At 34.5% G+C, this 13,503-nt stretch carries 10 protein-coding genes; 3 read left to right on the top strand and 7 right to left on the bottom strand.

From position 1 onward, the window contains the following. Positions 1-28 precede the first annotated feature (28 nt). Genes M4I44_RS14380 through M4I44_RS14370 form a run of 3 tightly spaced genes read left to right on the top strand, consistent with a single transcriptional unit; the run spans position 29 to position 7,330 of the window. On the top strand, positions 29-2,629 hold the full coding sequence (locus M4I44_RS14380; protein ID WP_249965119.1) for a zinc-dependent metalloprotease: 2,601 nt from the start codon (positions 29-31) through the stop codon (positions 2,627-2,629). A 25-nt stretch (positions 2,630-2,654) separates the two neighbouring features. Next, entirely contained in the window at positions 2,655-5,999 is a 3,345-nt protein-coding gene (locus M4I44_RS14375; RefSeq protein ID WP_249965118.1) for a SusC/RagA family TonB-linked outer membrane protein, read from the top strand. Between the two features lie 11 nt (positions 6,000-6,010). Further along, positions 6,011-7,330, top strand: coding sequence for a RagB/SusD family nutrient uptake outer membrane protein (locus M4I44_RS14370; protein WP_249965117.1), 1,320 nt, complete (start codon positions 6,011-6,013; stop codon positions 7,328-7,330). Positions 7,331-7,496: 166 nt separating this feature from the next. On the opposite strand, the gene M4I44_RS14365 is transcribed toward M4I44_RS14370, so the two are convergent. The 7 genes from M4I44_RS14365 to M4I44_RS14335 form a co-directional block, all read right to left on the bottom strand. Then, entirely contained in the window at positions 7,497-7,928 is a 432-nt protein-coding gene (locus M4I44_RS14365) for a response regulator (RefSeq protein ID WP_017497573.1), read from the bottom strand. 12 nt (positions 7,929-7,940) lie between these two features. Continuing rightward, entirely contained in the window at positions 7,941-9,251 is a 1,311-nt protein-coding gene (locus M4I44_RS14360) for a HAMP domain-containing sensor histidine kinase (protein WP_249965114.1), read from the bottom strand. 568 nt (positions 9,252-9,819) lie between these two features. Then, positions 9,820-10,956, bottom strand: coding sequence for a type II secretion system F family protein (locus M4I44_RS14355; protein WP_249965113.1), 1,137 nt, complete (start codon positions 10,954-10,956; stop codon positions 9,820-9,822). Then, a complete protein-coding gene (locus M4I44_RS14350) occupies positions 10,946-11,422 on the bottom strand; it encodes a type II secretion system protein J (RefSeq protein WP_070908435.1) in 477 nt (158 codons plus the stop codon). Before M4I44_RS14350 ends, M4I44_RS14355 begins: the two co-directional genes overlap by 11 nt. Next, a complete protein-coding gene (locus M4I44_RS14345; protein ID WP_249965112.1) occupies positions 11,404-11,748 on the bottom strand; it encodes a hypothetical protein in 345 nt (114 codons plus the stop codon). The genes M4I44_RS14350 and M4I44_RS14345 overlap by 19 nt, the downstream gene beginning before the upstream one ends. After that, entirely contained in the window at positions 11,736-13,019 is a 1,284-nt protein-coding gene (locus tag M4I44_RS14340; protein WP_249965111.1) for a hypothetical protein, read from the bottom strand. Before M4I44_RS14340 ends, M4I44_RS14345 begins: the two co-directional genes overlap by 13 nt. Then, complete coding sequence (locus tag M4I44_RS14335) at positions 13,016-13,501, bottom strand: hypothetical protein (RefSeq protein ID WP_249965110.1); 486 nt, start codon at positions 13,499-13,501, stop codon at positions 13,016-13,018. The genes M4I44_RS14340 and M4I44_RS14335 overlap by 4 nt, the downstream gene beginning before the upstream one ends. Positions 13,502-13,503: the final 2 nt, after the last annotated feature.

Genomic DNA, 13,503 nt, shown 5'->3' with positions numbered 1-13,503 from the left:
CCAAAAATTAACCTAAACTTAACTTTCAATGAGAGAAAAGGCATTGTTGATAAACCTTAAAAATATCGTTTTATTGGTATTGGTACTGAGCACCAGTACTATGGTTTCTCAAAAAAAGAATAAAAAGAATAAAGAAGACAAAACTGTACAAGTTAAAGATTCATTAAAAGATTCGAAAGGAAAAAAGTATGATGATCTTGTTAAAAAAGGAACTTTCAAAAAAGGACTTTTTAACACCATTCAGGTCAAAACAGATTTATACCTCGAAATTAACGATTCTCTTTTTCAAAGAGAGTTTTTAGTAGTTAACAAAATCTCGAGTGTTCCTTTGCCTGTTAATGATGCCGGATTGAATAAAGGAATGAACTACGAGAATAAAATTATAACGTTTCACAAAGATTTAGTGGCCAAGAAAGTTTGGGTAAAATCTTCTGTTCCAAAGGTTTCATCGCCTGTTGGAGATGCTATTACGGCTTCGGTAAACAATAATTTCTCAGAATCTATTATTGAAGTTTTTGACATTGAAACCAAGAATAACGATTCGACTTCGGTTGTTATTAAAGCCAATAAGGTTTTCGACGGTAAGCAAAAGAGTTTCAATGATGTATTGAGCAACATTGGCTTTGGCGGATCTGTAAAATCGGAACTATCATATATAGAAAATGTAAAAACGTTTCCTAAAAATATCGTTGTAAAATCACAGCTTACTACATCTGTAAGCGAAGGCGGTCCTGCCCTTTCGGTTACTCTTGGAGTGACGTCCAACATTATTTTACTGGATAAAACACCTATGCAACCGCGTTTTGCAGACAAGCGTGTGGGGTATTTCTCTGAAAAACACTGGTATTTCAGCGACAGTCAACATGCTATGCAGGAGAAAGAATTAATCACGCGCTGGAGACTGGAACCTAAAAAAGAAGATATCGAAAAATACCGCAAAGGCGAATTGGTAGAACCTAAAAAGCCAATTGTGTATTACATCGATCCATCGACACCAAAACAATGGCGTTCTTATATTATAGAAGGGGTTCGCGACTGGCAGGTTGCTTTTGAAAGAGCCGGATTTAAAAATGCCGTAATCGCCAAAGAGCCAACTGAGGAAGATACTGATTTTGATGTCGACGATGTACGTTATTCTGTAATTACGTATGTGGCTTCTCAGAAATCTAACGCTATGGGGCCTGCGGTAGTAGACCCAAGAAGTGGTGAAATTATAGAATCGGATATTATCTGGTGGCACAATGTAATGACTTCACTTCAAAGCTGGATGCGCATACAGACAGGTGCCATTGATCCGAAAGCCAGAGGAAATAAATTTAGTGACGAACACATGGGAGAAGCGATCCGTTTTGTATCGTCTCACGAAGTGGGACATACTTTTGGTTTAAAACACAATATGGGTGCTTCGTTTGCTTATCCTGTAGAATCGTTAAGATCTAAAGATTTTACAGCAAAAATGGGCGGAACGGCTCCTTCAATCATGGATTATGCCCGTTACAACTATATTGCTCAGCCTGAAGATCATGTTGAAGCGATTACACCAAAAATTGGTGAATACGATAAATATGCTATCGAATGGGGTTACAAATGGTACGCTGATCAAAAAGAAGAGCACACTGCGCTTAACGATCTGATTGCAAAACACCAAAACGATCCGATTTATTTCTACGGAGAGCAGCAGGACGGTGACAGTACAATTGACCCGCGTTCGCAATCTGAAGATTTAGGGGATGATGCCATGAAGGCCAGCGAATACGGGCTTAAAAACCTTAAAAAAGTGGTGGGTAAAATCCTTGAGTGGACGTATGATAAAGATGAATCTTACTATCAAACAGGTAAACTTTATATTGGAGCAATTGGTCAGTGGAATCTTTACAACTACCATGTGTTAACGAACGTGGGAGGAATTTATCTGAATACCACGGTTCACGGTGACAATAAAGCAAGTTATGTTCCGGTTCCGGCTGCCATTCAAAAAAGAGCTGTTTCGTATTTACTGAAAAATAGTATTGCGCTTCCGGAATGGTTGTTTTTTAACCCAATTCTGGACAAAACAAATCCATTGAAAGATTCTCCTCTTGGACCTTATGAGTACACTCCTTACACGCTGGCAAGAGAATTACAATATGGAATTTTATACAACCTGTTAAGTGATGATCGTTTGTTGAGAATTACAGAAAATGAGCTGTTCCAACGTAACGAAGCCAAAGAGAATGTTTATACCGTAACACAATTATTTAAAACCGTTCATCAAAACATTTTCGCTCCTACGATTCAAAACAAATCGCTTACGATTATGGAACGTATGACACAGAAAAATTATGTAGATGTATTGATTGTTTCGACCAATAAACTTTTTGAAAAAACAGATAGCAAGAAAATTATTCAATTAGAAGAGACTTTAAAAATGCCTCATTTATGCGATTATCTGCAAGAATCAAAAATGGCGCGCAACATCAATCAGTCTTCATTAAAGAGAGTTTCTGAAGTGACTTCTGATAAAAAAGGAGAATTGAATCAGATTTTGAAACTTTTAAAGACGAAAAGAAACATTGGAAATCAGGAGACAAAGAATCACTATTTCGATCTGATCCAGCGTATTGAAAAAGCACTAAACAACACACTTTAAATTAACATAATCCAAAAACAACCCAATGAAAAATTTATTTTACATGCTGAGTTTCCTACTTACCCTCTCGGGGTTTGCGCAGGAAAGGACTATTAAAGGAAAGGTACTTGATGCCAAAGATGGACTGCCGATACCGGGAGTTACCATTGCTGTCGAAAACAGTTCCGTATCAAACAACACCTCTGAAAAAGGAGTAATTCAAAGTGCCGGTCTGGGAACTGTAAGTGACTTTGACGGTGCCTTTGAATTGAAAATAAACAATAATATCAAATCTCTAAGAGTAACCTATATGGGTTATCTGCCTTATACAATTGACATTACAGATAAAAATCAATACAACATTTCTTTAAAGTCAGATGTAAGCGAATTAAAGGAAATCGTAGTTACCGGTTATCAGAAAATCGAAAAGAGAAAGCTGACCTCTGCTGTTGCCAAAGTGGATATGGCTGATATCAAACAAGCGGGTGTTGCGAGTTTAGATCAAATGTTAGTAGGTCAGGTTGCGGGTGTTGCCGTAACACAACAAACAGGAGCTCCGGGAACCATTGCAAAAATCAGAGTTCGTGGTACTGCCTCTCTTAACGGTGCACAGGATCCATTATGGGTTTTGGATGGTTTGCCACTTGAAGGAAATGACATTCCTCAAAATTATGACAAAGACAATATTGATGTTTTAAACAATTTTTCTATCGCAGGTTTAAATCCTGAGGATATTAAAGATATTACCATATTGAAAGATGCTGCTGCAACTGCCATTTACGGAGCAAGAGCTGCAAACGGTGTTATTGTGGTAACAACTAAAAAAGGAAAAAAAGGAAGCATGAAAGTAGATTTGAATGTCAATACTTTTGTGACTCAAAAACCTGATTTTTCTAAATTAAACCTTTTAAATGCTTCTCAAAAAGTAGATTTTGAACTTTCACTGGCTTCAAGAGAAGATCTAACTTACAGAGACGGTAACGGAGAAATTTCCCGTATTCTTAAACAGGCTAATGAATTAGGAGCCTACAGATCGGGAGGTTTTTCGTCTCTAAGTCCAACAACACAAAACTCAATCAACGCTTTAAGAAACAACAATACCAATTGGGGTGACTTATTGTATCGCAGCGCCATCAACAAACAATATACTTTAAGTTTATCCGGTGGTGGAGAAAAATCAGACTACTATTTCTCTTTAGGAGCTTACAACGAAGAAGGTGCTACTATCGGAACCGGTTTTGACCGATACAATCTTACCTTAAAAAATAACTTTGATGTAACTGATAAACTGCATGTTGGTGTTGGAATTTTTGGTACACAAAGTAAAAAATCATCTTATATTTCAGATACAGACACTTTTACCAATCCTGCTAATTATTCCAGAAACGCAAATCCATATCTAACTCCAATAAACGCTGATGGAAGTTATAATTATGATAAAGACATGACCGGATATGGAAATGGAAGTGTATATATTCCTTTTAATTACTTAGAAGAAAGAGAAAATACCAATTACGAATTGACAACAAGATCTATAAAAGCTTTACTTGATGTTGACTATAAGATTACAAAAGGATTAAAAGCAAGTACTCAGATTGGTTTACAGTTTGACAACAATGCTTCTGAAAAATATGCTGGTAAAGACACTTACTTTACAAGAAAAGAAAGAGAAAAAACAAGTGTATTTGCAAATGGAGCTTATACTTATTTCCTTCCTGTTGGCGGAATTATTCAAAATTCAAACACTGACTTTTTTCAATACAACTGGAAAACGATGTTAAACTATAACACTACTCTTGGAGGAAAACATGAGTTAGAATTTATGGTGGGTAATGAGTTAAGAAAAAACAAAAGCACAGCTATTAATACAAAAGGTTTTGGTTTCGACCCGAAAACATTGACTACCACTCAAATTGTTTTTCCAACTCAAAATTATGCATCTAATCCAACCTATAGAACGTATTTAAAGAGTGAAAACGAAAATGCATTTGCATCATTCTTCGCAACAGCATCTTATACGTATGACAGAAAATATACGTTCTTTGGAAGTGTTCGTTACGACGGTTCCGATTTATTTGGTGCAGATCCTAAATACAAATACTTACCATTATGGGCAGTTTCCGGTTCATGGGCAGTATCTGAAGAAAATTTCTTAAAAGATAGCGAAATAGTTTCTAATTTAAGATTGCGTGCGTCTTACGGTTTACAAGGAAATATCGATAAAAATACTTCTCCGTATGTCGTTGGAACAAATCAAACAACTATTATTTTACCGGGACAATCAGAACCTATTATTAGTGTAGCTTCTCCTCCAAATGATAAATTAAGATGGGAAAAGACGACCAATACCAACTTTGGAATGGATCTGGGGTTATTCAATAACCGTATTAATATTATAACCGATGTTTACGGAAGAAAAAGTACTGATTTAATTGGCTTACAATCACTTCCTGTTGAAAACGGTTTTGAATATACAAACGCTAACTGGGCTCAGGTAACGAATAAAGGATACGAGATTTCTTTGTCTACAAGAAACATTGACCGTCCTAACTTTAAATGGAACACGACTATTAATTTTGCTCATAATAAGAGTACTGTTGATCGTATCCAGACAAGATCTAACACCTATTTACCTTCAAGACAAGGATTACCTGTTAATGCCGTATTTGCATTAAAAACTAACGGAATTGATGAAAGTGGTTTCCCTTTATTTGTAAATAAAAAAGGAGAAACTGTAAACACGCAAACTCTTTTTGGTCTTTTTGATCCTTATGCAGATTTTTTCCCAGGAGTTTTCTCGCAATCAAAACTTACGAATGAAGAAACAAGAGATTTGTTTACTTATGTTGGAGATGCAGATCCTAAATTTACCGGTGGTTTTATCAACACTTTTAAAGTTCATAATTTTGATCTTACTATTGCTACTACTTTCAATCTTAAACAAACTGTTGTTGAAAAACCAAGTTTTAATGGTACACAAGTAGATCGTGGTCAAAACTACACTACAGATGTACTTAATGCATGGTCACCTACTAATACCGGTTCAAACATACCTGGAATTACTAGTCCAACTTCAGGAACAGGAGATTCATGGATGGCTTACCAATGGTTTTCTCCAGCAGGAGCGCCACTTAATGTTTACAACTATTTAGATACTTGGGTTCATGAAATGAGCTATATGCGTTTAAGCAGCGTTCGTTTAGGATATTCATTGCCTAAAACAGCGACAAAAACGTTGTTTATGGACAGTATTAGATTTAGTATCGAAGGAAGAAACTTATTTGTAATCAGCTCTGATTATAAAGGTTACTTTGACCCTGAAACGTTCGGAAATATCTATGCACAACCAATCCCAAGATCAATATCTTTAGGATGTAATCTAACTTTTTAATCTGATTTAAAATGAAAAATATATTAAAATACATATTCGTTGCCAGCGTAGCTATTACGACTGTAAGCTGTGATAACTATCTTGATGTGAAGCCAGTGGGTAAAGTAATTCCGGAAACTTTAACTGATTATAGAGCAGTAATGACAAGCGGCTACTCTACAACTGCTATTCATAAAGCATTATCTACTATTAGAACAGACGAATTGGTTTTAGATGAATCTAATGATAATGCTACTTTCTACAGAGATCATTATATTTGGAACGATGCCAATCCTGATAAAACTACAAACAGTTTTCCTTATGCTACTTTGTACAACAGAATTTTCTATACCAATGTGATCATCAATGAAGCAACCGTAAAATTAGCGCCTTCTGCAGAGAAAGATCAACTAATAGGAGAAGCTTACGCTCTAAGAGCATTTGCTTACTTTGATTTATTGAATATCTTCAGTAAACCTTTTAATGCTGCAACAGCTGCAACAGACAGAGGTGTTCCGTTGGCTTTAAAAATAGATTTAGAGCAGGCTTATGTTCCTCAAAGTGTTGCTGTTATTTATGACCAGATTTTATCTGATAATGAAGAGGCAAAAAAATTATTGAATTTAGACACTCAAACAGCGGGTATCAATTACCGTTTTTCTAAAGCTGCTTTATATGCAATGGAATCCCGTATTTTCCTTTACAGAAAAGAATGGGCAAAAGCTATTGCTGCTGCAGATAAAGCAATGACATACAAAAGTGCTTTAATCAACTTAAACACTACAGCTGCCTTACCTAATCTTTACAACGGACCGGAATCTATATTAGCTCTTGAGGATCCTTTCATTAATCTTTTGAAAGGAACATCATATGCTGCGCCAACTTTAACAGGCGTTTATGATAAAACAAACGACTTACGTTTTGCTTTGTATTATCAGGCAAGCGGAAGCAGATACAGATTTAGAAAAGGTGGTGATATTGCACAAAAATGTACTTTTAGAACCGCTGAATTGTATTTGACAAAAGCAGAAGCATCGGCACAACTAAACGATCTGCCAACGGCGAGAACAACGGTAATCGCTTTCATCAAAAACAGATATAAAACTACAGCTTTTGATCAGTTAAGCCTATCGATTGCTGCCATGACACAAACTCAGCTTCTTGACTTTATCGCTCAGGAAAGACAACGTGAGTTTGCTGTAGAAGGTCACCGCTGGTTTGATTTGCGTAGAACAACTCAAAAACAAATCATCCATACTTTCAATGGAGAAAATTATACACTAATAGAAAATGATCCGCGATATACGCTTCCATTTCCTTTAGATGCACGTTTAAACAATCCTGAATTGTAAGTCTATAAAATCACTTCAAAGTAAAATTGCCCCAAAATTTTAGAAAATTATATACTTACAATAATGAGCCCGATATTACATCGGGCTCATTGCTTTTTTGGACTTATACAGTCATCACAATCGGGGTTATACTAACTAATAAAATTTAACTTTCAACCATCTATGTTTAATGACTTTTTAATAGAAACTCCTGTTTTATGCCTTCAAATTTCTCTTTACAAAGGGGTTTGTTCAGAAAGCCTATTACTAAGGGGTTACTTTCTGCCCGTTTGAGATCTTCCGGATGCGTTGAAGAAGTAATCATCATTATAATACAATTTAGTTTGATTGATTCAGAAAGTTTTGCATACTCCTCAAGAAACTCAAAACCATTCATTTCAGGCATATTGATATCGAGAAAAATAAACTGCGGAAGCAAATCAGGTGTATCTTCTAACGAACGTAAATATTCAAGTGCTGTTGTGGCTAACTCTTCTAAAACAATTTCCTCAGCAAAATAATACTTTTCGGCCATTCGCTTTGCAATATAACGATCTGTAGCACTATCGTCTATGACAAGGATTTTTCTAAAGTAGGGTTGTGTTGCGTTCTGTTCCATGGGTTAAGGTATTTACTTGTTTGGGATTTTAATCGTAAAAGTGGTTCCATGACCAATTTCAGATTGAACTTTTATATCTCCATTGAGTTTATAGATTGCTTCTTTTACAATATAAAGTCCCAATCCTGAACCAACCGACTCTCGGGAAACACGATAAAACATGTCAAATATTTTTGGATGTAAATCTTGCTGAATTCCAATTCCATTGTCCTCAACAACAATATTGGTTTCGATGTTAGAAATATCTATTTTAATATTGACAAATGGGTTTGAAACCTTAAAATTTTGATAGCGGATTGAATTTGAAATCAGATTGTTCAGAATAGTGGTAAGCCGGTTTTTATCGGAGTAGACCGAAGCATTACCAATAATATCAACTTTAAAATCAACTCTTCGGTCAGTATCTCCCATGAATTTTAAATTTTGGGTTACCTCATTGAGAAGTTCTCTAAAATTGATCTTTTGCTTCTCGATCTCCATCCGTGAGTTTCGCGAATAATCAAGGATATCACAAATGAAGTTATCTAACTTTTCGGCATTCTCCTTTAACATTTCAAGATGTCCAATCATTAACTCTTCCGCTGTATCGTCTTTGGCTATTTCAATAAGTCCAAGCATAGAATTTAATGGAGCACGTAAATCATGAGAGGTACTATACACAAAACGATCCAATTCGTAATTTGCCGTTTTTAATTCCTGATTTTCAATTTCTCTTTTTTTAAACGTCTGATTAATATGAGCTTCACTGTAATTTTTAAATTGATAAGCCCACAATCCACAAAGCCCGAAAATGGTCGTGGCTAATAGTATATGAATAACAAAAGTGCGCAGTGTCATATAATCCAACTGAGTAAAATAAATACCACTGACACCACTATATTGCAAATAACCAAATAGTGCATGATGAATTATTACTACTAATGTTAACGGTATTTGCAGTTTCCAGTTTTGATAAGTGATAAGTATAGCACTTGCAACAAATGCCGTAAAATGCATCTCAAACATACCATGCATCTGATAAATAAACTGGCACATGAAAATCCCCAATACAGTACTGAGAACATACTGATAAAAGTCAGATTCAGGCAACGCTAATTTTGATGAATAATAGGCAATAAGCAATATTCCCCCCACTCCAATTGCAATCTCCCAGGTATCAAAACAAAACGCTAATAACAAACCTATAATAAAAAAAGCGACCAGAAAGTAATTAATTAAAATATCCGATTTTCTCTTTATTGCCAAAAGAAATTCCTGAATGTTCTTAGATTGTTCCAGATTTTCGATTTTCTCTTTCATACTTTTTTCAACTTGGTACTGCATTGCGATACTCTTTTAAAGTAAAGGCAATTGGATTAAAAAAGGACAAGAAAAGCAGTTTATGCTTAGTGTTATGTTCATTAATTCTTCGCTTGAGCAAATGAATACTAGCTTTCAGATAAGAGATTTTGGTGAACTCTGCTTGCGCTTAATTATTATATCTCAAAAGCGAAAAAAATGTACCTGAGTAAAGTAGTCGTCTCATAGTACATCATTCTGCAACAAAAAGCTGACGAACAACACCATTAAAGCTTTAGCTAATTTAATAAAAAAAACGATAAAGTAGGATTTTATCTATTGCAATATATCTAAAAAGCGGGTAAAAAACTCCGTCACTATAGCAAAACACACTTGATAATAAGATAGTTAAAACCAAAACCTTGTAAAATAGTTTATATCCAACACAAATACAGTTAACGCTTAATTACTTCGGCAGAAGATTGTATACAGCACATTTTTTTATTAGAAAGAATGCTCTATATCATTACTGCTTTTCTATTAAGATATACATGTACTCACAGACCAATAATTTAGGAATATCTTTTACAACTTTCCTATTCGTTTTTTTTAATTATCCAATAGCACTACTAAGCTGGAACATTGGTAAATACATCGCAACAAGTAAAACTGCTACCAGAACTCCTACAAAAAGAATAATAAAAGGTTCTAAAACTGTTGTCATAATCTTAGATTGCTGAACGACTTCCTGATTGTACTGTTCACTTAGTTGTTTGAAAACATATTCAGTTTGATTCGTTTCTTCAGCCACTTTTACGAGAGATATAATTCGATTATCAAAAAGCGGAGTATTTTTTAAACTTGAACTCAAACTATTCCCTTTTAAAATACTTTTCTCAACTTCCCCTAATGCTTCCTGCAGCGGTACAAATCGAATCATTTTCTTTACCATCTGTATACTATTCAGCAGCGGAACTTTTGCAGTGGTAAGTAGCGTAACGGCTTGTGTAAATTGCGCCAGATACACTTTGGTCATAAAACTGCCTAACACTGGAATTTTGATAAGAGAATAATGCAATGCCCTTTTATATCTGGCATTATTTTTAAAGAATCTTGTTGAGAAAACGAAAGCAATCAGGATCACTATAAAATAAACTCCATAAGTTTTGGTAAGACCTGATAACTGAACAATTATTTGAGTCAAAAAAGGGAGTTCCATATTGTTTTGCTTAAAAATATCCTGAAACATAGGTACAACATAACTTAACATGAAAATCACCACCAGAACTGCTGTACTTAGTACAATTGAAGGATAAGTCAAAGCTGCTACGATGATACGTTTTTGTTCATTTTTACGTTCAAAAAAATGCCCCAATTCATTACATACCTGTGCTGTTGTTCCCGTTTCTTCACCAATCTGAATGGAATAATATTCATATTCTGTAAATGATTTCGAAGCAGACAAAGCTTCTGAGAATGGTTTTCCATTTACAACCTGATTGAGTATCGACTGAATTAACTCTTTGTCGGCAGTCTTTTTTAAAGATTCTACAATCAAAGACAAGCCTTCTTTAAAACTTACTCCGGCCTTAAGCAAGACAGCTAATTCCTGATAAAAAGCCTGTTTCTTTTTGTTATTAAAACTGTCTCCAAAAAGAGAAATTTCCTTTTTCAACAGGTCTTCAATACTGCTGGATTTTTTAGACTGAATTGTTTTTTTATTTGGTGTATTCTCTACTTTAAAGGCCATCTTCCTGATTCATAAAAAAGGTTACATCATTTTTCCTGGATACGAAAATCTGGTAATCAGGCAACTCGCTTTCTGCTAATATTGAAATTGCATCAACCGAACCTGATTGTACTTCCTTTCCTTTAAAAAAGATTTTATTTGGATTAATTTTTAGTTTAATAGTATCACGATTTCTCATTGCAAATTTTTCTTTGAACGAATACATAACCGTGTCTATTTCTGAAGTCATTAGTAAAATTTGGTTCTGATCGTCAAAAACTATAGTATGGGGTTCATTAAAATCCTGCCAAAGCTGTTGTTCAAAAAGAGCCAATCTGGTTGTTTTATCAAAATTACTTTGGATGGTGTGAATTTGTTTTTGTACCAAACGCAGTACGCTAAATGCCATACCCACCACAATTGCCGTAATAATCATAACGACTAATAGTTCTGACAATGTAAATGACCTTAATTTTCCTGTTGCCATAGTATTTGCTGCTTTGAAATTTCTTTTTTCGATCTTATATTTATGGCTGAAATATTAATAATTTTTATAGTTGAACCAGGGTCCTGACTAATTTGGATATCCCAATCTTTATAATTTTCTTGATAAGGTACTTTTACCGCTTTATTTTGAATTTCATACTCTAATTCACTTATTCTGTTTTCTATCATATGAGTATTTTTAGAAAACGTATTTAACACAAGGTTGTTCAAAACTAAGCTTGCAATTACAAATACGATTACAATAAGTACCGTAGCTACAAGAGCTTCAACTAAAGTCGCTGATTTTACTTTTTTTAATACATCCATTTCAAAACTGATTTAGGTTCTTGTTCTAAAGGGATGCCGCCATAAACAACCGGTATAGTTTCATTTTCAATAGTCGCATTGTACACATGATTCATAAAAATTGACCCTGCCTGATTGGCTACAAATTGTTTCGTATATACACAACCGGATACCGTTCCTCTTAATTCAAAATTACCATTACAATAGACCTGACCTTTTACTCTGGCATCTTTCTCTAATACAATCTGAGTTTGAAAATCCGGTTTTTCTTTGGTCCGAAAGTAAGCTATACATCCTTTTACCGTACTTCCGCTGTCGATTAATATCTGATTATCTGAAGAAGCACTCAAATTTTGGTCTGAATCGTTTTTGTTATCCTGAAAAAGAACTAATCCCGATGGAAAGCCTAGATTACATTTTTTCCCTAATACAATTTTTTTTGAAGCTATCGCCTGAAAACTGCCAATAGTTTCATCTTCAATCTCAATAACCGGAGCTATTAGAATGATATCATTGAGCAAAGCACTCTTTCTGATTTTAATTGCGGTTTCTGATTTTATAATAATATTTCCTGAGATTCTTTTGTTTTCCAAAATGATTGGCTGAACGGCATAATACCCTTTTGTTTTAGCTTTAAATGAATTGACAATTCTTGATGCTGAAAACAAATTTATATAATCCCCGGGGTCGTTGATTTTGTATTCTTTAAGATAGTACTGAATTGCATCTGTTTGAATTTTTCCCAGCTTTGGTAGTTCGGTGCTGCTTTTTTTTATAGTTCCATAAATAAGCTGTTTTCCATAGTAACTGTTTCCTGCTATATAGCCTGAGTTTACACCCTGAATTGGTAAAAAAGCAACTCCACGAATGCTTGTAGTCCCTACTACAGTTAAAGCATTATGAGTTTCCTGAAGATAAAGAGTGGGAGATTCATTGGCTCGTAAAAGAGAACCAATAATAGCTGACTTGACAAATTTCTTTTTTCGAAAACGTGCTTCAGAAATTCCTTTTTGAAAAATACCCCATTGCGATAAATGAACTTTGACAATCTGATTTTCTTTCTTGATAAAATCAATACGGATAGTATCAGTATTAAGTTCTTTTTGTTCTAACAAAGAATAAATTCCCATATCAACAAACTGAATGTTTTCGATAGCGCCTTTTGACTGCTCCTTCATATAGATAAAGGTATAGGCGTAAAGAATTAAGCCTGTTAAGAGCAATGCAATCAATACCGCTACAAATACAGTAAATTGTAAGGCCCCGGATTTAATTTTAAACTTTAACTTCAATCTTGCAGCATTATAAGATTTAGTTCTCCTTTGTACTTTACATATATAGATTCTTTATCACCAGATTTCAAGAAGATCTCATTTTCAGTATCTCCAATTTTCATGAAATAATTTTTTTTGTCAATGATAAGCACGAAAACCTTATTTTTTTCTTTGTTGTCAGATATTAGTCCTTTATACAGAATTACGGGCCAAACTAAAGCTTCTTTTGGTTTAATCACTTTAGATGACCTAACTCCTGATGGCTTAGCTTTTGGAGTTGTATTCTCTGCATACATTTTCCCCAAAAAGGGATCCCTGTAGTTCACATCAATAGTAAAAGACTGCCTTTTATTCAATTTTAATGGCTTGATCATTAACTCAGGGGTATTGTCGATAATTATTTCATCGGAGTTGGTGAAAGAAAATAGCTGAAACAACACAGCTCCCCATACCATCAACACGATCGGTAAAAGAATATAGATATTTTTTTTATTCTTCATTT

The organism is Flavobacterium sp. B183 (assembly GCF_023539155.1).
In the GTDB taxonomy this organism is placed as follows: Bacteria; Bacteroidota; Bacteroidia; order Flavobacteriales; family Flavobacteriaceae; genus Flavobacterium; species Flavobacterium tructae.
Note: the sequence above shows the minus strand (reverse complement) of the source record. Positions and strands in the feature narration are given on the sequence as shown.

Bases quoted from the DNA above. Each gene is read 5' to 3' on its own strand.
- M4I44_RS14380 (WP_249965119.1), top strand. From the start codon at position 29: ATGAGAGAAAAGGCATTGTTGATAAACCTTAAAAATATCGTTTTATTG.
- M4I44_RS14365 (WP_017497573.1), bottom strand. From the start codon at position 7,928: ATGGAACAGAACGCAACACAACCCTACTTTAGAAAAATCCTTGTCATA.
- M4I44_RS14345 (WP_249965112.1), bottom strand. From the start codon at position 11,748: ATGGATGTATTAAAAAAAGTAAAATCAGCGACTTTAGTTGAAGCTCTT.
- M4I44_RS14370 (WP_249965117.1), top strand. From the start codon at position 6,011: ATGAAAAATATATTAAAATACATATTCGTTGCCAGCGTAGCTATTACG.
- M4I44_RS14375 (WP_249965118.1), top strand. From the start codon at position 2,655: ATGAAAAATTTATTTTACATGCTGAGTTTCCTACTTACCCTCTCGGGG.
- M4I44_RS14355 (WP_249965113.1), bottom strand. From the start codon at position 10,956: ATGGCCTTTAAAGTAGAGAATACACCAAATAAAAAAACAATTCAGTCT.
- M4I44_RS14360 (WP_249965114.1), bottom strand. From the start codon at position 9,251: ATGCAGTACCAAGTTGAAAAAAGTATGAAAGAGAAAATCGAAAATCTG.
- M4I44_RS14350 (WP_070908435.1), bottom strand. From the start codon at position 11,422: ATGGCAACAGGAAAATTAAGGTCATTTACATTGTCAGAACTATTAGTC.
- M4I44_RS14335 (WP_249965110.1), bottom strand. From the start codon at position 13,501: ATGAAGAATAAAAAAAATATCTATATTCTTTTACCGATCGTGTTGATG.